Below are 22,799 nucleotides of genomic sequence, written 5' to 3'. Positions count from 1 at the left end.
CGGCCGTCGACCTCGGCGCGTCCAGCGGGCGGGTGATGGCGGGGACGGTCGGACCGTCACGCCTGGCCGTCGACGAGGTCCGGCGCTTCCCGAACGGCGGCGTCCGCGCGGGGCCGGCGTTGTACTGGGACATCCTCGGCCTGTACCGCGAAACTCTGGCCGGAATCCGCGAAGCCGGGGAGCTGGATGGCGTCGGCATCGACTCCTGGGCGGTCGACTACGGGCTCCTGGACGACCGCGGCGCGCTGCTCGGCAACCCCGTCCACTACCGCGATTCCCGCACCGAGGGCGTGCCGGCTTCGGTTTCCGCTGTGCTCTCCGCACGCTCCCTCTACGACGTGACGGGCTTGCAGCAGTTGCCGTTCAACACCCTGTACCAGCTGGTTTCCGAAGGCGACCGCCTCGACTCGGCGTCGACGATGCTCCTCATCCCCGACCTGCTGAACTACTGGCTGACCGGGTCGATCGGCGCCGAGCGCACGAACGCGTCGACGACCCAGCTGTACGACGTCCGCGCCCGGACATGGGCCACGTCGCTGGCTTCCCGCGTCGGCATCCCACCGCGCCTGCTGCCCCCACTGCGCGACCCCGGCACGGTGGTGGGCCCGGCGGAGGAGCTGGGCGGCGTCCCGGTGGTGGCGGTGGGCTCCCACGACACGGCGTCGGCGGTGGTGGCGGTCCCGGCGGCCCCCGGGGTGAACTTCGCCTACATCTCGTCGGGCACGTGGTCGCTGGCCGGCCTCGAACTGTCCACACCGATCCTGAGCGACGAGGCATTGGCGGCGAACTTCACGAACGAAGGCGGCGTCGACGGCACGATCCGCTTCCTGCGCAACGTGATGGGCCTGTGGGTGCTGTCGGAGACGTTGCGCACGTGGTCCACTTCGGACCTCACCACCCTCCTCCGGGCGGCGGCGGCTTCCCCGCCTTTGGCCGCGGTGGTGGACATCGACGACCCGGCATTCCTGCCCCCGGGCGACATGCCGTCCCGCATTTCCTCAGCCTGCCGCGCAACGGGCCAGCGCCCCCCATCCGACCGCGCGGCAATGGTCCGGTGCATAGTGGACAGCCTGGCATTGGCCCACCGCCGCACAATCCACGAGGCGGCTCGGCTCGCGGGCCACCAGGTCGACATCATCCACCTGGTCGGCGGCGGAGCCCGCAACGAGCTCCTGTGCCAGTCGACGGCGGACGCGTGCGGAGTCCCGGTTTTGGCGGGCCCGGTCGAGGCGGCGGCGCTGGGCAACGTGCTGGTGCAGGCCCGGGCGTTGGGGGAGGACCTACCGGACTTGGCGGCGATGCGGTCGTTGGTGCGCGAGACGCAGGAGATCCGCCGTTACGAGCCATCGGGAACGGCGGACTGGGCGGCCGCGGAGGCACGTTTATTCGGCTGACGGCTCCAGTTCGCGTTGATTTCGTTTAGGAGATCCCGCGCTTCCTGGCGGCACAGGGCACTGAGGAAGGCGAGCCCGCGAGCGGCATCCGCCCGGATGTGACACGGGACGCTGTCGTCGTGCGCCAGTTCGCGGCAGACGAGGGCGGCCGCCTCGCGGTGGTCCCGGTGCAGGGTGGCCAGCCGGTCGGCGCTGTACAGCCTGACCAGCGGCTCGAGGGCCGGGTCTTCGGCCATGGCCCGCAGGGCGAGCGCGGCCTCTTCCGGCTCGTGCCGGCCGATGGCTTCGAGCACCTGGAACCGGACGGCGGGACCGGCGGTGGCCTGAAGGCGGCGGAGGAGGGCCAGGACGTCACCGCGCAGATCGGGCCGGATGTCGCCGAGCACCCGCGCGGAGTCCGTCCGCACCAGGATGGGCAGCGCCTCGTCCGTCATGATCGCCCGCAGCCGCTGCGCGGCAAGCTTCCGGCCGTGTGAGCCGAAGCCTGTCAGATCCTCGGCCGCTCGCCAGCGCAAGGCCGGCCGGGTCGCCGGATCCCCGGCGATGGCGTCGAGAATCCGGGCGCCGCGCTCCCGGTCTTCACATGCGAAGTCTCGCATCCAGCGTGCGGCGACCCAGCGCGTCGCCGTGCGGCCCCGGTCGTCGTCGCGAAGGGCCCGGATGTCGTCGAACCGCCTGAGCGCGGAGAGCAGCTCGATGCGGACCTGGTCGGCGAGGCGATCGTCGCGGAGCAGCCGGGCGAGCCGGGTGTGGTCGGCTTCCTGCAGCGGTGCGGGAGCGAGTTCGACGAACAGCCTCGCGGTCTCGATCTTCTGCCGCCATGCCTGGTCGTCGCCGTCGAGAGCCACGCGCGCTTCGCCGAGTATGCGCATCCGCCATGCCGGATCCAGTTCGGCCAGCGCCAGGAGGCGTTGCCGTCGGAGATGGCCGCTTCCGCCGAACCCCGTCAGGAGGGCGACCGCTTCCGGGACGAGCCGAGGGGAGAGCCGGCCGAGCGCGGCCGCGGCGGAGATCCGGCTGCCCAGCGGGGTCTCGGCGCCCGTGAGCAGGTCCCGGAGGGCCTCCTGGAGCTCACGTGCGAGGGCCCAGTTGTCCCAGTAACCGGCTGTCGTTTCCGACCAGCAGGCGACCGGCGCGGTTCCGTCGGCGAGAGTGGCCCGCGAGACCGCCCGATACTCGGCCGCCGGCAGCCAGCGGGCGGTCCCCTGCCGAACGGCAGGGGACGTCGCCGGGTCGTGGACGACGGCCCGGACGAGCGGCAGGAGATCCACCGGAGGCAGGTTGCCCCAGGTGAGCCATTGCAAGGCGTTCGCGCGTTCGGTGTCGTACAGCCCGGAGCCGGTGGCCAGCCGCCGGAGTACGGCCAGGGCGGCGTCGTGGTGCGCGGGATCGAGGCTCACCAGCTGTTTCGCGGCCTCGCCGCGGTGGAAAACCCGTTCGGTTTCGTCCTCGAGCACTTTCCGGTGGAACTCGATGGCGTCGTCCACCGTGGCCGGGTCGAGCTTCGCGAGGTGCATGACGGCTTCGGTTCGCCACGTGAACTCGAGGTGATCGTCGTCGGCTTGCGAGCGAAGCTCGGCCAACGCCTCGGGCAGCAGTTCGGGACGGCATTCGCGCACCAAGCCGGCGCACAGCTGGCGCAGCCACATGTCGGCGTCCGGGGCGGACACGATCGTCCGTATTTCCCCGGGCAGTTTCGCGCCGAGCCCGACGAGCTCCCGGACATGACCGGTCCAGGTGTGCGGATTGAGCGCGTGCTGCAGCAGCAGCACCACGTCGAGCGCGGCCGGGACGTCCGCCCGCTGCCTCCGTGCCAGGATCATGGCGGCGCGGGCGCGGTGATTTTCCGCGGCCGACGAGTCGGACCGCAGCGCGCGCAAGGCCACGTCGATCCGGGGATCGGACACATCCAGCCTTTCCAACGCCTCGGCCGTTTCACAGACGAGTTCGGCCGAGGTGCGCCCGGTTACCCTGGCGGCCAGCACCCCGCCCAGTTCGGCTCGCCGCGTGGCACTCAGGTCGGAGAAGCCGCTGACAGCGCGCCCGAGTTCGGCGACAGGTATCTCGTTCCGGCCGAGCAGCTCGATGAACCCGGCGACCGCCTGAGCGTGGTGGTGGCGCCCGAGGTCCACCAGGCTGCGGGCGGCGGCCACCCGATGTCGTACGCACCGTTCCGGATCGTGCAGCACCGCGGTGAGCGCACCTGCTGCGGCCTGCGGATCGATGTCCTCCCGGAACAAATAGAATTCGGACTTGTGCGCTTCCCACGCACGCGCCTCCTCCGGCCCCAGGAGCTCGACGAGTGCGGCCGACGCCTGATGGTGGAAGTCGGTCCCCAACGGCCGGAGGGCCCGCCAGGCCGACATCCGCAGTTGAGGATCGGCCGCGCGGCTCGAAGCGATCTCCAGAAGGTGCCGGGCCGTCTCGGTGTGGAACTCCGGCCCGAGCCGGACCAGCTCGCGGCCGGCCTCGACGCGGAGGTCGGAGTCGGCGCTGCGGTTCGCCAGATCGCCGCGCAGCGCGAGAACAGCCGCCCCGCGGTGAGGTTCCCCGAGACCGGCGAGCTTGCCCAACGCCGTGGTGCGCTCGAAGTGCGCGGCATAGGGATGGTCCGCTATCCGGGTGAGCTCGCGTGCGGCCTCCGGGTGGAACTCCGGACCGAAATCGGCAATGTGGTCGGCCGCCCACAGCAGCGCATTGATGTCGACCGGCTGGTCGGTGGAAACACCCCGTAGGAGAGCGAGGACAGGGTCACGGAACTCGGGTACGAGTCTTCCGAGCATGCCGGCGACGCTCACCCGGGAGGACGCGGCCACGCCCGGGCGGGATGCCAACGCGAGCAACATTTCCCCGACCGCCAGCCGATGCTCGGGGCCCAGTTCGGCGAGCACACGGGCCGGGGACAGGCGGAGGCGGTTCGGCCGCTGGCCGGCGAGTTGTGCCTTCAGCATGGCCACGGCTTCCGCGAGGTGGTCGGGACCCAGCGAAGCCAAGGCCGAAACCACGTCCCCCAAGTAGAGCGTGGTGCCTTCTCGCCTGGCCAGGACAGCTCGGAACAGCTCGGCGCACCTGTCCTCGTAGCCGGCACTGATCTCGAGCAACCCCATGGCCGCCTGGACCAGGTCGTCCTCGGGTGCTTCGGGGTCGTCTAGCAGCCCGGTCAACGCGTCGATCGCCCAGGCACGGGGTTCCGGCCCCAAACCGGCCAGCACAATCGCCGCGTTCCGGCACTGCAGCGCGGTCGCCGCCCGGTCCGCCAGCACCGACAGCAGTCCGGACACGGCCGTGGCCCGTTGTTCCGCGCCGCACTCGGCCAGCGCCTTGGCCGCCTCGAACCGGAACTCGACCGAGATCGCCTCGTCCTCGACCACCGACCGCAGCATCGCCACCGCATCGACGCGTTCGGGACCGTACAACCGGGCCGCCAGCGCCCGGCCCGCCTCGATCCGGGATTCCCACGGGGCCTTTCCGTCGCGCATCAGGCCGAGGAGCCACCCCGCCAGCGCCGGGTGGTGGGCGGCGCGGCTCACCTGGGTGAGGATCGCCTGCGCGGGGTACTGGGTGGTCATCGCCCACGACCTGGCGGTGGCCAGGAAGGCGTCTGTGACCTCCGGGCTCACCGGTGCGTGCCAGGCGAGCAGACGCGCCGCCAGCACCTGCATCGCCGGGTTGCCGGCGTGCAGGTGCCCGAGCAGGCGGTCGGTTTCGGCCTGCCGCAACCGCGTGTAGTGCAACAGGACGCGCCGGGCGTGCCGGCCGCGTTCGCCCGGGCGCGCGGTGTGGAAGAGCTGGACGAAGCCCTCGGCTTCCGGGTCGAACCGGTCGGGGAGCCGGAGGGCGTGCGCGGTGGCCGCGAGGTGTTCGGCGAAGCTGTGGTGCAGGAACTGGAGCTCGCCGGCGCGGGAAACGAACAGGCCGACGGTGGTGAGGTACGTCGTCAGCTGCTCGCGCCAGTTCGTGGCGACGCAGGCGTGGGGCACGGTGGCGGCCGCCCATTCGCAGGCCGCTGTCAGGAGCGACGTGTCCTTCTCCAGGCGCACGCAGCCCAGGTGCTCGAAGAGGCGTTCGCGATACTCGTCCCAAGGCGAGGCCGCGATCGACCGTGCCGCCTGCAGGTACGCCAGGTAGCTCTCGTAAAGCTCGTACCGGTTGTCCGGCAGCCGCCGGTCGCGGTCCTGCTCGAACATGATCGCCGCGATCGTGGCCAGCAACGGCACCCGGACCAGCTCGTCCAGGTTCGCGTCGTGCACCTGCCGGACGAACCGTTCGGCCGTGTCACCCTCGGCGAACCAGTTGGCCGCGAAGTGGCGCAGCGCCTCCTCGTCGAACGGCAGGAGTTCGTACCGCGCCGCACCGGCTCCGTGGAACGGCGCCAGCGCGGCCCCGGCGATCGGCCGCGTGGTCAGCATGATCCGGTAGTGCGCCGACGCCTCCTGCGAAGCCCGCGTGGCCAGCACCTTGATCAACCGGTCGCGCTGGACGAGGTCGGCGACCTCGTCCAGGCCGTCGACCAGGAGCAGCCAGCGGCAACCCGCCACGCGCCTGGCCAGCGTGCCGGCCTCGATCGAGAAATCCAGCAGAGCGCCGTATTCGGCCTGGATGCTCTCGGCCAGGGCCTGGAAGAACGGCACAGTGAGCCGGGTGGCGAGTTCCCGGGCGGGCAGGCGCAGCGGGATCACCGGTTCGGCGAGCGGCGCTTCGCCGGTACCGCCGGCCCAGTGGGTGGCGATGTCCGCGGCCAGCCGGAGCGACAGCGTCGACTTCCCCTGGCCGGGCCCGCCGGTGACGAGCAGGTGATCGTCGTCGTCGAGGGCCGCCCGGACCGTGCGGGACGGCGGCCGCACCACCAGCCGCGGTACCGGCCGGACGGGCAGGTCGATCCGCTGCCCTCGGCCGTCGAGCACCGGACGCGGGCGCGTCGGCTCGGCCGGCCCGCTGTCGGTCTCGGTGCTGATCTCCTGCCGCACGTAGACGGCCGCGAGCGACGTCTGCCGGGCGCCGGGCAGCTGGTACGGCAGGTCCTCCGCGGTGTCGATCTGGACCTGCAGCAGATTCCGGATCGCCGGCGGCAGCTCCGGCCGGTCGTCCCACCCGCTCGGGGGCGCGGCCTCCGGCTCGGGCGCCGCCGCGTTCCCATGGACGTTCACCACGCCGTACACCGCGCCGAACTGCGCCACGGTGCGGGCGTCGCCGGTGAACTGGTTGTCCGCCACAGCTCAGAGGTTGATGTTGCCGTGCACGTCCCGCAGCTGCACGACCTTCCCGCTGACCTTCCCGGTCACCGTGTTGTGCACATCCCCTTGTGACACCCGGCTCTCCGGCAGCTTCCCCCACTCCTCCCGCAACGCCTCCGAGAACTCGGCGTCCTCCACCTCCGCCTCGGACAACCGCTCGGCCAGGGCGGCGATGGGCCGGGCGTCCTCCGGGGCCGACGAGGCCGCGTCCAGGAGCGCGACGGCCGCGGGGTCCTTGGCGAACTTGCGTTTGACCAGGTCGTAGAGGCCGGTCGCACCCTTCGCCGCCAGGGCGGCGGCGATGGAGATCAGGATCGGTTCGGGCATGCCTCCCAACCTACTGGCGCACCTGCGCCGCGAGCTACAGCCAGCCGCGCTCGTCGGCGATCCGCACCGCTTCGATCCGGTTGCGCGCTCCCGTCTTGGTGATCGCCGCCGAGACGTAGTTGCGGACCGTTCCCTCCGACAGGTAGAGGCGGCCGGCGATCTCGGCGATCGTCGCGCCGGTCCGGGCCGTGATGAGGACGTCGCGTTCGCGTGCCGTCAGGGGCGATCCGCCCGCCGCCAAGGTTGCGACCGCGAGCGCCGGGTCCACCACGCGCTCGCCGGCCCGGACCCGGCGGATCGCCCCGGCCAGCACGTCGGCCGGGGCGTCCTTCACCACGAACCCGGCCGCGCCCGCCTCCATCGCCCGCCGCAGGTAGCCGGCGCGCCCGAACGTCGTGAGCATGATGACGCGGCAGTCCGGCACCTGCGCGGTCAGCACCGCCGCGGCCGCCAGCCCGTCCAGGCCCGGCATCTCGATGTCGAGCAATGCCACGTCGGGCCGGTGCTCGCGGGCCGCCGCGACGACCTCGTCGCCACGGCCGACCGCCGCGACCACCTCGAAGTCGTCCTCGAGCGACAGCAGCGCGCACAGCGCCTCGCGGACCAGCGCCTGGTCGTCGGCGAGCAGCAACCGGATCGTCACAGCGTCACCCGCAGCCGCCAGCCGTTCGGGTGCAGCGGACCGGCGGACAACGACCCGCCGGCCGCCTCGACGCGCTCGCGCAGTCCGTCGAGGCCCGAACCGCTGCTCGCCGGCCCGCCCACGCCGTCGTCGGCGACCGACACCGACGCGGCCGAAAGGGTGACCGTGCACCGGGTGGCGCGGGCGTGGCGCGCGACGTTCGTGAGGCCCTCCCGCACCACCCAGCCGAAGAGCTCCTGGCGGTCCGGGGCGACGACGTCGGTGGCCGTCGGCAGGTCCGCGGCCACCCCGCACGCGCGCAGCAGCTCGCGGCCACGGGCGAGTTCGCCGGCCAGCGTCACCTCGCGGTAGCCCGACACGGCCGCGCGCACGTCGGTCAAGGCCTGCCTCGCGAGCGTCTCGACGGCCGACATCTCTTCTCCCGCCCGCGCGGCCTCGGTGGTGACGAGCCGCCGGGCGAGGGTGCTCTTGACCGTGATCGCGGTCAGCGAGTGGCCGAGCAGGTCGTGCAGGTCGCGGGCGATCCGGGCGCGTTCGGCCTCCGACGCCAGCCGCGCGACCTCGGCGCGGGCCTCGACGAGCGCGGTGTTGGCGCGGATCGCTTCGGCGAACGCCGAAACCATGAGGACGGTGAACACGAGCGCGACCGCCTGCGTCCAGCCCGGCCCGCTCTGCCACGGCCGCACGGCCCACGGCACGGCGATGGCGGCGACGGCGGAGGCCGCGACCAGTGCGGCGGCGGCCCGCCGGGGGAGCCGCGGGGCGGCCAGGGACAGGACGACGGCGGCGAGGAAGAACGCGTCGGCGCGGGCGAAGGGGAGTGCGGCGGCGAACAGCACCGCGCAGCCGCCCACCAGCAGCCAGAACGGCCGGGTGGCCCGGCGGGCCGCGGCGGCCGCGGCGAGCAGGTAGCCCGCGGCGAACGCGGCGACGACCCCGCAGCCCAGCACCGCGGCGCTGCCGGAGGAGTGCTGCAGCACGGCCGCCACCGTCACGGCCGGGTAGACGAGCATGCCCGCGTCGAGCAGCCGCAGCCGCCAGCCGCGCACCCAGCGCTGCACGTCCCTCGTCCCGTCCACCGAGCGCACGCTACCGCGCCCGCAGCCGCCGGCCGTTGACCAGCAGGGTGACACCGAGCAGCAGCAGCCCGCAGGCGGCCTGCTCGATCCGCAGCCACAGCGGGAACAACCCCGGCAGCACGACGATGACGGCGATCGCCACGAGCATCACGGCCGAGACGATCCGCAGGCGCAGCAGGCCCTTCCGCGAGCCCCGGGCGGCGCTGCGGGCGAAGGCGAACGTCAGCAGCGAACTGGCGACGACGAGGGTGGCGCGCACCCAGACCGCGTCCGTCACCATCGCGGGGTGGTCCCGGAACACGACGATGACGACGAAGGTGAGCAGGGACAACCCGGCGTACGCGCCGGTGAGCAGGAGCACCGGGCGGAAGCCGGCGACTTCGGTTCTGGTCATGCCGGAAATGCTCGCCGCGGGGGCGGCCCGCGGGGCAGTGCCGTCCCGCACCGGCCCACCATGACATTTGTCAGCGGCGCGGCACTGGGAGAGCGCTCTCACGGCGTGCTACAAAAGATGGTGTGACGACGCAGCCGCCCACCCTGGAGGACGTCGCGCGGGTCGCCGGCGTCTCGCGCGCCACGGTGTCCCGCGTGGTGAACAGCGTGCGCAACGTCGACCCGAAGCTGCGTGAGACGGTCGAACGCGCGATCGCGGACACCGGGTACGTCCCGAACCGGGCGGCGCGCTCCCTGGTCACCCGGCGCACCGGCGGGATCGCGCTGGTGGTGTCCGAGCCGGAACGGCACGTCGAGGCGTTCACCGGGGGCGTGTTCGGCGACCCGTTCTTCGGCCGGGTCGTCGAAGGGGTGGTCGCGCACCTGCGCCCGCACGGCCTGCACCCGCTGCTGATGCTCGTCGACAGCGACGAAGAACGCGCGAAACTGGTGCCGAAGCTGCGCCAGGAGCAGGTGAGCGGGGTGCTGCTGATTTCGCTGCACCCCGCGGAGGACCCGCTGCCGCGCGCGCTGACCGACGCGGGGGTCCCGACGGCGCTGTTCGCGCGGCCCGCGCGCCCGGCGCCGGTCTGCTACGTCGACGTCGCCCACCAGGACGGCGCCCGGCTCGCGGCGGACCGGCTCGTCGCGCGCGGCTGCCACCGCGTCGCCACGATCGCCGGCCCGGCGGGCACGCCGGCGGGGCAGGACCGGCTGGCCGGGTTCCGCGACGCGATGGCCCGCCACGGCCACGCGTACGTCGCGGTCGCCGAGGGCGACTTCACCGAGCGCGGCGGCGAACGGGCGATGGAAAGCCTGCTCGCGGAGGAGCCCGCGCTGGACGGGCTCTTCGTGGCGAACGACCTGATGGCGTACGGCGCGCTGACGGTGCTGCGCGAAGCGGGCCGGCGCGTCCCGGACGACGTGGCGGTGATCGGTTTCGACGACAGCCCGGTCGCCCTGAGCTGCCGCCCGCGCCTGACGACGGTCCGCCAGCCGGTCGAGGAGATGGGCGCGGCGATGGCCCGGATGGTCCTCGAGCGGATGGCCGAGCCGGACCTGCGCGCGGAAGCGGTGATCTTCGAGCCGCAGCTGGTGGTCCGCGACTCGGCCTGAGCGCTAGGTTCCCAGGCATGTTCGAGACCCAGCGGAAGCCCGTTCCGCGCAACGACGGCGGCGAACTCGACACCGCGACGGCGTTCCTGTCCTTCGCCCGCGAGTGCGTGCTCAAGAAGACCGACGGCCTGACCGAGGAGCAGCTTCGCCGGGTCCTGGTCGGCTCGGGCACCACGCTGCTCGGCCTCGTCCACCACCTGACCTTCGCCGAGCGCGTCTGGTTCGGCCACCACCTGGCGGGCGGCCCGAACCCCGGTGACGCCGGAATGGAGGTCCCGGACGGGCTCACCGCCCCCGAAGTCCTGGCCGGCTACCGCGCGGCGATCGAAGAGAGCGACGCGGCGATCCGGGCCGCCGGGCACCCGGACACCCCGCTGGCGGTGCCGATCGACGGCACGTTCCACACCCTGCGGTGGGCGCTGGCGCACATGACGAGCGAGACCGCCCGCCACGCGGGCCACGCCGACATCCTGCGGGAACAGATCGACGGCGTCACCGGCCGCTGATCTGTCCGGGACAAGTTCCGCCCGGTGGTCTGGACATCGGCCGATCCGCCGTGCTCAGATTTCCAACGTTGTAACGCCGCCGAGTCCCCTTCACCGGAACGGAGTTCCGCCGTGCGGACCAGAACCGCCAGAACCATCCGGCGGGCGTGCGCGCTCGCCGTCGCCGGGGTCGCCGCCGCGGGGGTGACGGTCGCGACGCCCGCCGTGGCCGGGCCCGCGGGCCAGACCGTCACCGCCGGGAACGCCCGCTTCCAGGTGCTGTCCCCGACCCTGATCCGCACCGAGTACGCCGGCGACGGCCGGTTCACCGACGCCGCCACCTTCAACGCGGTCGGCCGCGGCGCCTTCACGCCGACGTCGTACACCAGCAGCGTTTCCGGCGGCGTCCTCACGATCAAGACCAGCGCGACGACCCTGACCTACCTGCTGAACTCGGGCCCGTTCGACGGCGGCAACCTCGAAATCCGCACGACCGCCGGCGCGACCCCGGTGCTCGCCGCGCCGTGGCACCACCTGACCTGCGCGGCCGGGGCGCTCTGCGAAGCCGAAGACCTCACCGCCGACGGCCTCGGCGTGGCGACGGACCACTCCGGCTACACCGGCGAAGGCTTCCTCGCCGGCTTCGAAAGCACGGGCAACTCGGTGACGGCGGACGTCCTCGCGCCCACCGCCGGGACGTACTCCCTGACCGCCCGCTACGCCAACGGCACCGGCGGCGACGGCCAGCACGTCACGCGCACGCTCAGCGTGAGTGTCGACGGGGGAGCGGCGCAGAAGCTGACCCTGCCCGCGACGGCCGACTGGAACGCCTGGGCGCTCGCCTCGGTCCCGGTCACCCTGGGCGCCGGCCACCACAGCGTCCGTCTCGAACGGACGGCGGCCGACTCCGGCAACGTCAACCTCGACGCCCTGGCCGTGCTGACCAGCGGCGCGGCCTTCCCGCCCGCGTCGGCCCGCGCGTTCACCGGCTGCCCGGCCGGGGTGAGCTGCGAGGCCGAAGCGGGGCTCCGCTCGGGTTCCGCCGTCGTGGCCACCGACCACACCGGGTACGCCGGGCGCGGCTTCGTCGCCGAGCTCAACCGCGGCGCGACGCTGACCCACCGCGTCGCGGACGTCCCGGCCGACGGCTCCTACCTGCTGCATGTCCGCTACGCCAACGGCACCGGCGGCGACGGCAGGCACGAAACGCGCACCGCCGCCGTCACCGCGAACGGCGTCACCCGCACGCTGACCCTGCCGGTCACCGACAACTGGGACGCGTGGAAGAGCGCGTCCGTGCCGGTCGACCTGAAGGCGGGCACGAACGACGTCGTCCTCGGCTGCCCCGACGACACCAGCTGCCACGTCAACATCGACACCGTCGCCATCACGCCGTCCGGGGGCGCCGCGCCGCCGCCGCACCTCGCGCTCGGTGGCTACCGGCGCGGCCTCGACGGCGTCAACGGCGACAACGGCACGCCGTCGACCACCGAAGGCCTGCTGCACCAGGATGGCTGGTACCTGCTCGACGACACCCCCTCCGCGCTGTACGACACCCGCACGCGCGCGGTGACGCAGCGGCCGTCGCACGGCGGAAACCCCTACCAGGACGGCTACGTCTTCGCCTTCGGTCACGACTACAAGACCGGGCTGCGCGACCTGGCGACCCTGACCGGGCCGCCGCAGCTGCTGCCGCGCTGGGCCTACGGCGTCTGGTACTCGGAGTACATCGACCGCACCGCGGCCGACTACCGCGACCGGATCCTGCCGCGGTTCCGCAGCGAAGGCGTCCCGCTGGACGTCCTGGTGACCGACACGGACTTCAAGGCCCCGGACACCTGGAACGGCTGGCAGTTCGACACCGCGAAGTTCCCCGACCCGGCCGGTTTCTTCGCCTGGTCGAAGGCCCAGGGCCTGCACAACAACCTCAACATCCACCCGAGCATCATGGGTTCGGACCCGCAGTTCGCCCGCGCCCAGGCGACCGCGAAGGGCAAGCTGGCCAAGTCGGGCTGCGGCACCGACTGCTACGTCTTCGACTGGGGCGACCCGGACCAGCTCAAGGCCTACCTGGACCTGCACGCCGGGATGATGCAGCAGGGCAACGACTTCTGGTGGCTCGACTGGTGCTGCGACGCCTCGCGCTCGAGCCTGCCCGGCGTCACCCCGGACGCCTGGATCAACCAGCAGTACGCCGACCTCGCGGCGCCCGCGACCGGCCGCGGGTTCGTCATCTCGCGGGCGTACGGCTCGCTGCAGGCGGGCGGCTACGGCGGCCCGACGGGGCTGGCGACCGGGCCGTGGGCGGACAAGCGCAGCACGCTCCACTTCACCGGCGACACCTCGTCGACGTGGGGCACGCTGCGGATGGAGGTCGGCATCACCCCGGCGGAGTCGGCCGCGACCGGCATGTCGGCGATCAGCCACGACATCGGCGGTCACAACGACACGACCGGCCTGCGCGGCAGCGAGACCTACACCTCGGGCGGCCAGCAGCGCCAGACGGCCAAGCTGCCGGACGACATGTACGCGCGCTGGGTGCAGCTGGGCACGTTCCAGCCGATCGACCGGCTGCACAGCAACCACAGCGACCGGTTGCCCTGGCAGTACGGCGACGCGGCGAAGGCGTCGGCGACGAAGTTCCTGAATCTGCGCGAAAACCTGGTGCCGTACACCTACACGCTGGCCCAGGAAGCCGCGACGACGGGCGTCCCGGTGGTGCGGCCGACGTACCTGGAGTACCCGGACGAGCCGGCCGCGTACCCGGCAGCCCAGAGCGAGTACTTCTACGGGCCGGACATGCTGGTGGCGCCGGTGACGTCGCCGGGCACATCCGCGACGACGTCGGTCTGGTTCCCGCCGGGCCAGTGGACGGACTACTTCAGCGGCAAGACGTACGCGGGCGGGACGACCCAGCAGGTGACGTCCGACCTGGGCACGATGCCGGTCTTCCTCCGCGCGGGCGGCATCACGGCCACCCGGACGGCGGACGTCGCCAACGACGTCCAGAACCCGCTGAACCGGGTGACGGTGACGGTGGCGCCGGGCGGCTCGGGCACGTTCTCGCTGTATGAGGACAACGGGACGTCGTCGTCGCGCTCGGCCACGACGAAGATCACCTACAGTGAGCGCTTCGGGACGCACACGGTCACGGTGGCGCCCACGCAGGGCTCGCTCCGGGTGGCGCCGCGCGAGTGGACGGTGAAGTTCCTCGGCGTGTCGTCGGCCCCGAACCGGGTCAAGGTGGGCAACGGCTGGGCGCCGTCGTCGGCGTGGAAGTGGGACGCGGCGGCGCAGACGCTGACGGTGACCGCGCCGGCGCACCCGGGATGGGCGCCGGTGACCGTCACGTACTGAGCGCCCGGCGGGCGGAGCCGGAAGGCCGCCGGGGTCACGGGTTGCCGTGGCCCCGGCGGCCTGCTCATGCCGCCTTCGCGAGCAACGCGCTTTCGCGTGTTCCTTCGGCACCGGTCTGCCGCGCCAGCTCGCGAGTCTCCGCGTCCTGGCCGGAAGCCTGTTCGCCGCCGGCCAGGACGACGAGCTGCGCGGCGTGCGCCCGCAGCAGGGCGACGAGCCGCCGGTCGAACGCGGCATCCCGATCGCCGCGCAGGGCCACCAGATCGGCCGCCGTGACCATGCCCGGCATCCGGTGTCCACTGTGGACGTCGTTGGCCGGCAGCCCGGCGCGGTCGCGGGCCGCCCGCAGGCGGGCCAGCAGCCGTTCCTGTGGTCCGGTGATGGCCTCGGCCGCCGAGCGGACCGCCGCGCCGGCGGTGTGTTCCGGCGCCAGGCGGGCCGCCGCCAGTGCGTTCTCCGTCATCGGCACCACCAGTTGCAGCCACGCCACGTCCGTCGGGTTGAAGGGCGTGGGGGCGGGGGCGGTGGTGGTGGCGCAACCGCCCATGATCAGCGCCACCACCGCCGCCCCCAGGAGCCGCCGTCTCACGGACGGCCGGGCAGCCGGTAGTTCGGCCCGAGCACGGTGCCGCGGTCGGGCTTGTACAGGTCGAACCCGCGCGGATCGCACTGCAGGCCGCCGTTGATGCAGTGCTTCACCAGCGCCGCCAGGGTTTCCGGGTCCCACGCGTTGAAGAAGTCGTAGTGCCACGAATACCCGCGCCCGCTGGCCAGGTGCACGCCGGACATGTCGCCGCTGACCGGGAACGCCATCTTGAACTCCAGCATCGGCACGGCCACCGGGTGATCGGCCGGGCACGTCAGCGTCGCCCGGTCCGGGTAGGCCAGGTGGCTCTTGTGGTCGGCGGAATCCAGGTGGACGCCGTCCCAGCAGCTCGGCGCCTGGTACCGGATGTTGAGCTGGCTGCCGGCCACGCAGTTCACCGGGATGTCCCAGTTGTGGAAGCTGTCCCCGCACTCCCAGCCCTCGATCGCGCCGGGGGCGTGCTGGAATTCGTCCTGCGTCGCGGTGACGCTCCCGGCCACGTACCGCAGGCCGGGCGGGAACGGCACCACCTTCGTGTAGTCGAGGATGCCGGACTTGTAGTAGACGACCTGCGCGAAGTTCGGCAGCACCACCTGGTTGCCGTTGTACACCGTCGGGAACCAGTACGCGGACAGGTCGTCCGGTGCCAGGCAGGTCGTGTTGCCGACGCCCGCGGCCTGCAGCGACTGCAGGGTGGTGCCCGCGTTCGTCGTCTTGTTGCCGAGGAACGTGTGGTCGTGGGACGCGCCGGGCAGCCCGGGGAAGACGATCGGGTCGTCCGGCTGGTGGTGGCTCGGGGAGCAGTTGACCTGGAACTCGTGGTGGGTCACCAGGTCGTCGGCCCCGGCGGGCGACCAGGTGGCCGCGGTCAGGAAGGCGCCTGCCAGCACGGTGGCGGCGGTGCAGGCGAGGAGCGCGGCTTTCGTTGCCAAGGGTCCTCCACGGTGAGGGTGCCTGGATGGGAGAGCGCTCTCCCACAGGATGCGCAGCTCGTGGTGGCCCTGTCAAGAAGTGCCCGATCCGCCCACCGGACAGTCATTGTCGGGTTCCCGGCCGGTTCTTGACAGCAGCGGTGGCCGTGGCGAACCATCGGCGGTCCGGGAGAGCGCTCTCCGGCCTTCCCTCGTTCCTGTTGTCCTGCCGTACGGGAGTCATCGTGGACCGACCGTCGCTCCTCCGTGCCGTCCCGGCGCTGGTAGCCCTGCTGGTGCTGGGGCTGCTCGCCGGCCCGTCCCCGGCGCAGGCCGCCACCGTGCTGTCGCAAGGAAGACCGGCGACCGCGTCGAGCACCGAAGGCGCGGGCACGCCGGCGTCGGCGGCCGTCGACGGCGATCCCGGCACGCGCTGGGCGAGCGCCTGGAGCGACCCGCAGTGGCTGCAGGTCGACCTCGGCGCGCCCGCCGACATCACGCAGGTCACCCTCGACTGGGAGGCCGCCTACGCGACGGCCTACGAAATCCAGGTTTCTGCCGACGGCGCGGCTTGGCAGACTGTATACAGTACGACGTCGGCAGTCGGCGGGAGACAGGATCTTGCCGTCACCGGGCACGGCCGGTACGTCCGCCTCTACGGCACCCACCGCGCCGGCGGTTACGGTTATTCGTTGTGGGAGTTCCAGGTCAGCGGCACCCAGGCGGCGCAGGACGGCCCCGGCGTCACGCGGGTCGCCGGCACCCAGGGGAACTGGCAGCTGACGGTCGACGGTATCCCGTGGACCGTCAAGGGTCTGACCTGGGGCCCGCCGGTCGGCGAGGCGGCCGCGCGGATGCCCGAGCTGCATGCGATCGGCGTCAACACCGTCCGGACGTGGGGCACGGACGGCACGACCCAGCCGTTGCTCGACGCGGCCGCGGCCAACGGCATCAAGGTGATCAGCGGTTTCTGGCTGCAACCCGGCGGCGGACCGGGCAGCGGCGGCTGCGTGGACTACACCACGGACACGAACTACAAGAACACCATGCTCGCCGAGATCCAGAAGTGGGTCACTGCCTACAAAACCCACCGCGGCGTGCTCATGTGGAACGTCGGCAACGAGTCGATCCTCGGCATGCAGAACTGCTACTCCGGCACGCAGCTGGAGCAGGAGCGGATCGCCTACACGCGGTTCGTCGACCAGGCCGCGCAGGCGATCCACGCGATCGACGCGAACCACCCGGTCACCTCGACCGACGCGTGGACCGGCGCCTGGCCGTACTACAAGGCGTACGCGCCGAACCTCGACCTGTACTCCGTGAACTCCTACGCGCACGTCTGCCAGGTGAAGCAGGACTGGCTCGCGGGCGGATACGCGAAGCCGTACATCGTCACCGAGACCGGCCCCGCCGGCGAGTGGGAAGTCCCGAACGACGCGAACGGCGTCCCCGCCGAACCGACGGACCAGCAGAAGCGCGACGGGTACGTGAACGCGTGGAACTGCATCCTGGCGCACCCGGGCGTGGCCCTCGGCGCGACACTCTTCCACTACGGCACCGAAGGCGACTTCGGCGGCGTCTGGTTCAACATCACCACCGGCAACGAGAAACGGCTTTCCTGGTACGCCGTCCGTAAGCTCTACAGTGGACAGACGAGTGGCAACACGCCGCCGGTCATCTCGTCGATGAACCTCAGCCGCAGCACCGACGTCCCGGCGGGCGGCACGTTCACCGTGACGGCGGCGGTGTCCGATCCGGACGGTGACCCGATCGCCTACACCATGGGCTACAACAGCAAGTACATCAACAACGCGGGCGGCCTGATCCCGGCGCAGTTCACCGGCAGCGGCACGTTCACCGTCACCGCACCGCAGCAGCTCGGCGTCTGGAAGCTCTACCTCTACGCCCGCGACGGCCACGGCAACGTCGGCATCGAAACCCGCTCGCTGCGCGTGGTCGCGCCGCCGGTGCCGGGCACGAACCTGGCCCGCGGCGCCGCGACCACGGCGTCGACGTACCAGGCCGACGGCCCCGGCGCGCCCTACCCGCCGCAGGCCGCCACCGACGGGAACACGGCGACTCGCTGGGCGAGCGCCTGGGCCGATCCGCAGTGGCTGCAGGTGGACCTGGGCCGTAGCCAGGCGTTCGACCACGTCCAGCTGGTGTGGGAAGCGGCGTTCGGGAAGGCGTACGAGATCCAGGTCAGCGACGACGCGGCGAACTGGCGCGCGGTGTACACGACGACATCCGGGGACGGCGGCGCGGACGACATCGCCGTTTCGGCGACCGCGCGGTACGTGCGCGTGTACGCCACCCAGCGCGGCAGCGGATACGGCTACTCGCTCTACGAGTTGGGCGTGTACCGCTCATGACGCCGTGGCGCCGACCGCGAGTTCTGCGGGCACGGCGGCTCCCGGCAGGACAGCTCGGCATCGCCTGCCGCACAACATGAAACATGGAGGGGCGGCGCGCGGCGGGCAGGATTAGGCGCGTGGCCACCCCCAGCGGCCACGTGAGTCACCCCGCGGCCGCAGCGCCGCCCCGGGCCGGGTGTCACGTTTCCGAAACACCAGACGGGAGTATCGTAGTCTTTCCGGCACAGGATGTGTCAAGTTTTCGGAACAGCTAGGCTGACCGGTGTCACGTTTTCATGGCGGCAGGTGGTGTGTGGTGAGCGAAGAGCGCAGTTTCGCCGAACGGCTGGCGCACCTGATCGCGACCGTGCACCCGCCGGACCGCAAGCCGTACTCGTACCGCGAGATCGCGCACGGCGTCGCCGAGCAGACCGGCGTGACGATGTCGGCGACGCACGTGCAGCAGCTGGCCGTGGGCGCGCGCAAGGACCCGAAGCGTTCGCACATCCAGGCGCTCGCCCAGTTCTTCGGCGTGCCCGTGACGTACTTCTTCGACGACGAGGTCGCCGGCCGGGTCGACCGGCAGGTCGAGGACGTCGTCGCCTGGCGCGACAACGAGGCGCGCACCCTCGCCCAGCGAGCCATGCGCCTGTCGCCGCGGGACCGCGAAACCGTGACCGCCCTGCTGGATCAGCTCAGCAGCTACGACGACACCCGGAGCCGCGCGGGCCGGCGGCGGAAGCCGGAGTGACCACGGGCGTCTCGGCTACGATGACCTCGTCCGTGATCGCGCCCCGGTGCACCCGGCTGGCGCCCGGTGACCGGGGAGGACCCATCGACGAGCGCGGCCTGCCGGACCTGCGTGACCGGGCGCGCGAGCGCGTGCGGGCGGTGCTGGCCGCCGTCCCGCTGCCGCGGCCGTGGTCGATGAACGCCTGGGTCGACGGCCTCGAAGCGTGGCGGGGGCGCGAGATCGACCTCGTCCCGATCGCGTACCGGCCCGGTCAGCCGTCCGGCGCCTGGCAGGCCCGTCCGGGCTACGACCTGATCGCCTACACCGAGCACACGTCGGCGCTGCACCAGGACCACATCATCGCCCACGAGCTGGCGCACATGCTGTGCGCGCACACCGGGACCTGCCTGATGTCGGAGTCCGAGGCCGCCGAGCTCGCCCCGGACCTGGCGCCGCGGGCGTTGTCGCACCTGCTGACCCGCGTCACGACCAGCACGGACGAGTACGAGGCCGAGCTGATCGCGGTCCTGCTGATGAGCGCGGCGACGAGCGAGCCACCGGCCGTTCAGCCGGGCGCGTCCGGCCGGGCGGCCGATCAGGCCAGGCGGCTGGCAGCACTCCTGGGATAGTTCCGTCCCGTGATCGACATACTTTTCGTCGCCGTCGGGGCGTTCGCCCTCTTCGCGGGGATCTGGCGGGCCGTCCGCGCGCGACGCACCGGCGCCGGCGTGGGCCTGGCCGTCTCGCTGATCGCGCTGGGGGCGGCGTTCTGCTTCCTGTCGAACCGCGCGCAGCAGTTCGAGAGCGAGCTCTACCCGAGCCTCGGCCGGCTGCTGTCGAACCTGGCGACGATGGTCGCGGCGTACGGCATCGGCCTGACGGTCGCGGAGATCAGCGGAACCCGCGACCGCGGCCGCCGCACCCGCCTGGGGGCGCTCGGCGTCGCCCTGGCGGTCCTGGTCGTCACGTTCTTCAGCACGTCGGGGCTGCCCCGCGGGGTCGGCGTGTTCGACGAGCTGTACGGAACGCACCCGACGCTGGTGGTCTACGTCTTCACGTACACGGTGTACCTGGGCTTCGCGGTCATCGACATCGGCATCGTGGCCGCGGTGACGATCCGCGCCAGCGGCGGCGCCCTGCGCGCGGGCCTGGCGTTGCTGCTGCTGGCGTCGGCGTTCGCGGTCGCCTACCTGGCGGGCAAGGTCGTGGCGACGATCCACGCGCTGCAGGCCGAGCACCCGGTGAAGGCGTTGTGCCGCGGGCCGTTCTCGACGCTGCCGTGCACGCTGGACGTGGGGTTCCCGGCGGTGTCGGTGCTGCTTATCGTCGTGGGACTGACGATCCCGGCGGTCCCGGGCTTGGCGGCGTCCCGGCGTGACGCGCGCACGCTTCGCTTGCTGCGGCCGTTGCGCGCGCATCTGACGCGCCGGTTCCCGGAGATAACCCGCATCGACCCCGGGGGTCCGTCCCGCCGCGAGCGGTTGCTGACGGCGATGAGCGAGACGAACGACGGCCTGATGCTGGCCGGCGCGACCCCGGACATGCCACCCCCGGCGGCGGCGAGGCTGGTGCGCGACCTGCCGGACGAGCCGGACGAGACGGAGCCGTCCACCGCCACGGGGGAGCCGTTCGCCGCGGACGTGGCCCGGTTGAGGGCGATCGCCCGCGCCTACCGGAGGCTGGAGGAAACGGCAACGCCCAGCCCGCGGAGGTGAGCGGTCATTCGCCCAGCGGAGCCTCCAGGAGCGGCTCCCACCCGCGTTCCGTCAGCGCCACCAGCCGCAGGACCTCCGCCCGATCGACCAGGGGCAGCAGCGGCCGGACCTCCCGGCCGACCCGCTCCAGGGTGTCCTCGGACCCGCCCATGGCCACGGTCAGGTGCGCGGCCGGCCGGGGACCGAACCGGCCACCGTAGGGCTGGACCTCCGGCCACCGGGCACAGACAGCATCGGCAACGGCCTGCAGCTCCGGAGCCGGGATCGCCGCAAAACCGGGCGCGGTGACGATCTCGGTGAGCCGGACGTCCGTCGGCGCGAGATCCGCCGCGAGCGACCGGACCGCAGCCAGATCCGCATTGTCGAGCGAATCGGCCGGCCGGAACGGGTACAACGCGGTCACATGAGCGGGCAGCCCGGGCCGGACGAGGGCGGGATCGACCCGCCGGGCCGCGGCCAGCACCGGCTCGGCGGCGGGCAGCAGGATGACCAGCGCGGTGGTTCCGAGTTCGGGCACCCCCGCATCATGGCAGTGGGGCAGCAAGGCTTCGGGAACCGCCCAGAGCGGGCACGGGCGAGGTCGGCGCAGGATGGGCAATCAGGCGCAGCACTCTCGGACAAGCGCCCGGGCAGGCCAAGGCGAGGGACCGCCGGGCAGTCAGGCGGCCGCGCTCTCCGGGAACCGCCCCGACCGCGCCAGCGCCAGGCTCCGCCGGCACAGCTCCACCAGCTCCTGGTTCGCCCGGCTGCGCGGAACCCGGCCGCACAACCCGCAGCGGATCGTCACTTCCCCGGCCAGCTCGTCGACCGCCACCAGGGCCTGGTGGTCGCAACGGCGGCACCAGCGGTAGCCCACCGCCGGGTTCGTGTGCACCGGTGAGGCCACGCATTCGTGGAGCCAGCGGCGGTGCGTCCGGCACGTCACGCGGTCGGTCGGGTCCAGTCCGTCGGCGTCCTCCGCGAGGTCTTCGCGGGCCAGGGTGGCGGCCAGCAGCGGCTGGCGGGCCGCCGCCGGCCGGTCGTCCTGGCTCGGTGTGGCCCACGCGTGGTGGTCGCCGCAGCGGCACTTGTCGGTCATGTCGCCCCCAGTGTCGGGTCGTTCGATCCGTCGAGTGTGAGCGGGGGCACACGGCACCGACAACCGGAAAAGGGCGCACTTTCGTCCGGCGGCCGGTCACCCGCGGCGGGCGGATGAGCGGACTTCGGCGCGCCCGTATGCGAACATGTGTTCTATGACCGACGAGGGGCCCATCCTGCACGCCGACCTCGATTCCTTCTACGCCTCGGTCGAGCAGCGGGACGATCCGGCGCTGAAGGGACGGCCGGTGATCGTCGGCGGCGGGGTCGTCCTGGCCGCGAGTTACGAGGCCAAGGCCTATGGCGTGCGCACCGCGATGGGCGGCACGCAGGCGCGGCGGCTGTGCCCGCACGCCGTCGTCGTGCCCCCGCGGATGTCGGCGTACCTGGCCGCCAGCCGGCTGGTCTTCGACGTCTTCCGCGACACGACGCCGTGGGTGGAAGGCATCTCGGTCGACGAGGCGTTCCTCGACGTCGGCGGGTTGGCCAGGATCGCCGGGCGGCCGAGCCAGATCGCCGAACGGCTGCGCGCCGCCGTCGCCGAGCGGGCCGGGCTGCCGATCACCGTCGGGGTGGCGCGGACGAAGTTCCTCGCCAAGGTCGCCAGCCGGGTGGCCAAGCCCGACGGCCTGCTCGTCGTCCCGCACGACGCCGAGCTGGAGTTCCTGCACCCGCTGCCGGTCACCGCGCTCTGGGGCGTCGGCAAGATCACCGCCGAGAAGCTGCGAGTCCGGGGGATCACCACCGTCGGGCAGCTGGCCGCGTCCGAGCAGGTGGACCTCGTCGGCCTGCTCGGCCGGGTCGCCGGCGCGCACCTGCACGACCTGGCGCACAACGAAGACCCGCGGCGCGTGGAGCTCGGGGTACGGCGGCGCTCGATCGGCGCCCAGCGGGCCCTCGGGCGCGGCAGGCGGACCCCGGCCGAGCTCGACGTCGTGCTGGTGGCGCTGATCGACCGGATCGCCCGGCGGCTGCGCGCGGCCCACCGCGTCTGCCGGACGGTGACGATCCGCCTGCGCTTCGCCGACTTCTCCCGCGCGACCCGCTCGCACACGCTGACCGACCCGACCGCCGGCACCGGGGTGCTGCTCGCCGCGGCGCGGGAGCTGCTCGTCGCCGCGCTCCCGCTGATCGCCGACCGCGGGCTCACCCTGCTGGGCGCCGCGCTGTCCAACCTGGCCGACGACAACCCCTTCCAGCCGACCCTGCCGTTCGAGCGGGAGCGGGCGACCGAGCTCGACACCGCGCTGGACGCGGTGCGCGACCGGTTCGGGAAGACGGCGGTCACCCGGGCGGTCCTGCTCGGCCGCCCGGACGACCTCGAAGTGCCGATGCTGCCCGACTGACCGGGAAACC

18 protein-coding genes are annotated in these 22,799 nt (G+C 72.6%); 9 read left to right on the top strand and 9 right to left on the bottom strand.

Features of this window, described 5'->3' with window-relative positions; translation table 11 throughout:
* Positions 1–35 precede the first annotated feature (35 nt).
* On the top strand, positions 36–1,394 hold the full coding sequence (locus tag AB0J55_RS18120) for a rhamnulokinase family protein (protein WP_364249552.1): 1,359 nt from the start codon (positions 36–38) through the stop codon (positions 1,392–1,394).
* On the opposite strand, the gene AB0J55_RS18115 is transcribed toward AB0J55_RS18120, so the two are convergent.
* Genes AB0J55_RS18115 through AB0J55_RS18095 form a run of 5 tightly spaced genes read right to left on the bottom strand, consistent with a single transcriptional unit; the run spans position 1,337 to position 9,071 of the window.
* Positions 1,337–6,607 carry an NACHT domain-containing protein gene (locus AB0J55_RS18115; RefSeq protein ID WP_364249184.1) on the bottom strand — a complete coding sequence of 1,757 codons (5,271 nt, stop codon included), beginning with the start codon at positions 6,605–6,607 and terminating at the stop codon, positions 1,337–1,339. The genes AB0J55_RS18120 and AB0J55_RS18115 overlap by 58 nt on opposite strands.
* A gap of 3 nt (positions 6,608–6,610) precedes the next feature.
* On the bottom strand, positions 6,611–6,955 hold the full coding sequence (locus tag AB0J55_RS18110) for a hypothetical protein (protein WP_364249182.1): 345 nt from the start codon (positions 6,953–6,955) through the stop codon (positions 6,611–6,613).
* 34 nt (positions 6,956–6,989) lie between these two features.
* Complete coding sequence (locus tag AB0J55_RS18105) at positions 6,990–7,598, bottom strand: response regulator transcription factor (RefSeq protein ID WP_364249180.1); 609 nt, start codon at positions 7,596–7,598, stop codon at positions 6,990–6,992.
* Entirely contained in the window at positions 7,595–8,677 is a 1,083-nt protein-coding gene (locus AB0J55_RS18100) for a sensor histidine kinase (protein WP_364249178.1), read from the bottom strand. Before AB0J55_RS18100 ends, AB0J55_RS18105 begins: the two co-directional genes overlap by 4 nt.
* A gap of 10 nt (positions 8,678–8,687) precedes the next feature.
* Positions 8,688–9,071 carry a hypothetical protein gene (locus AB0J55_RS18095; RefSeq protein WP_364249176.1) on the bottom strand — a complete coding sequence of 128 codons (384 nt, stop codon included), beginning with the start codon at positions 9,069–9,071 and terminating at the stop codon, positions 8,688–8,690.
* Positions 9,072–9,193: 122 nt separating this feature from the next.
* Between AB0J55_RS18095 and AB0J55_RS18090 the strand changes: the two genes are divergently transcribed.
* The 3 genes from AB0J55_RS18090 (at position 9,194) to AB0J55_RS18080 (ending at position 14,067) form a co-directional block, all read left to right on the top strand.
* A complete protein-coding gene (locus AB0J55_RS18090) occupies positions 9,194–10,225 on the top strand; it encodes a LacI family DNA-binding transcriptional regulator (RefSeq protein ID WP_364249174.1) in 1,032 nt (343 codons plus the stop codon).
* Positions 10,226–10,242: 17 nt separating this feature from the next.
* Entirely contained in the window at positions 10,243–10,731 is a 489-nt protein-coding gene (locus tag AB0J55_RS18085) for a DinB family protein (RefSeq protein WP_364249172.1), read from the top strand.
* Positions 10,732–10,842: 111 nt separating this feature from the next.
* Positions 10,843–14,067 (top strand): TIM-barrel domain-containing protein, encoded by a 3,225-nt coding sequence (locus AB0J55_RS18080; RefSeq protein WP_364249170.1) that lies wholly within the window; start codon positions 10,843–10,845, stop codon positions 14,065–14,067.
* A 64-nt stretch (positions 14,068–14,131) separates the two neighbouring features.
* Here AB0J55_RS18080 and AB0J55_RS18075 read toward each other — a convergent pair whose 3' ends face one another.
* Entirely contained in the window at positions 14,132–14,656 is a 525-nt protein-coding gene (locus AB0J55_RS18075) for a DUF305 domain-containing protein (RefSeq protein ID WP_364249168.1), read from the bottom strand.
* Positions 14,653–15,585, bottom strand: a complete 933-nt coding sequence (locus tag AB0J55_RS18070) for a DUF1996 domain-containing protein (protein WP_364249166.1) — start codon at positions 15,583–15,585, stop codon at positions 14,653–14,655. The genes AB0J55_RS18075 and AB0J55_RS18070 overlap by 4 nt, the downstream gene beginning before the upstream one ends.
* A 224-nt stretch (positions 15,586–15,809) precedes the next feature.
* Here AB0J55_RS18070 and AB0J55_RS18065 point away from each other — a divergent pair, with 224 nt between their 5' ends.
* From AB0J55_RS18065 to AB0J55_RS18050, 4 genes are all read left to right on the top strand, one after another.
* Entirely contained in the window at positions 15,810–17,936 is a 2,127-nt protein-coding gene (locus tag AB0J55_RS18065; RefSeq protein WP_364249164.1) for a discoidin domain-containing protein, read from the top strand.
* A gap of 298 nt (positions 17,937–18,234) precedes the next feature.
* Positions 18,235–18,669, top strand: a complete 435-nt coding sequence (locus tag AB0J55_RS18060; protein ID WP_364249162.1) for an XRE family transcriptional regulator — start codon at positions 18,235–18,237, stop codon at positions 18,667–18,669.
* 32 nt (positions 18,670–18,701) lie between these two features.
* Positions 18,702–19,280: a hypothetical protein gene (locus AB0J55_RS18055; protein ID WP_364249160.1), complete on the top strand. Its 579-nt coding sequence runs from the start codon at positions 18,702–18,704 to the stop codon at positions 19,278–19,280.
* A 9-nt stretch (positions 19,281–19,289) separates the two neighbouring features.
* The gene (locus tag AB0J55_RS18050; protein ID WP_364249158.1) at positions 19,290–20,366 is read left to right on the top strand and encodes a hypothetical protein; all 1,077 of its coding nucleotides are present in this window, start codon (positions 19,290–19,292) and stop codon (positions 20,364–20,366) included.
* 4 nt (positions 20,367–20,370) lie between these two features.
* On the opposite strand, the gene AB0J55_RS18045 is transcribed toward AB0J55_RS18050, so the two are convergent.
* Together AB0J55_RS18045 and AB0J55_RS18040 are read right to left on the bottom strand one after the other, a co-directional pair.
* Positions 20,371–20,883, bottom strand: coding sequence for a 2'-5' RNA ligase family protein (locus AB0J55_RS18045; RefSeq protein WP_364249156.1), 513 nt, complete (start codon positions 20,881–20,883; stop codon positions 20,371–20,373).
* A 141-nt stretch (positions 20,884–21,024) separates the two neighbouring features.
* Positions 21,025–21,444, bottom strand: coding sequence for a hypothetical protein (locus tag AB0J55_RS18040; protein ID WP_364249154.1), 420 nt, complete (start codon positions 21,442–21,444; stop codon positions 21,025–21,027).
* A gap of 154 nt (positions 21,445–21,598) precedes the next feature.
* On the opposite strand from AB0J55_RS18040, the gene dinB reads away from it, so the two are divergent.
* Positions 21,599–22,789 carry a DNA polymerase IV gene (dinB, locus tag AB0J55_RS18035; protein WP_364249152.1) on the top strand — a complete coding sequence of 397 codons (1,191 nt, stop codon included), beginning with the start codon at positions 21,599–21,601 and terminating at the stop codon, positions 22,787–22,789.
* Positions 22,790–22,799: the final 10 nt, after the last annotated feature.

The sequence above is a fragment of the Amycolatopsis sp. NPDC049688 genome, from assembly GCF_040674975.1.
Taxonomy (GTDB): domain Bacteria; phylum Actinomycetota; class Actinomycetes; order Mycobacteriales; family Pseudonocardiaceae; genus Amycolatopsis.
The sequence above is the reverse complement of the archived record's forward strand: the minus strand, read 5'-3'. Positions and strand labels throughout refer to the sequence as shown.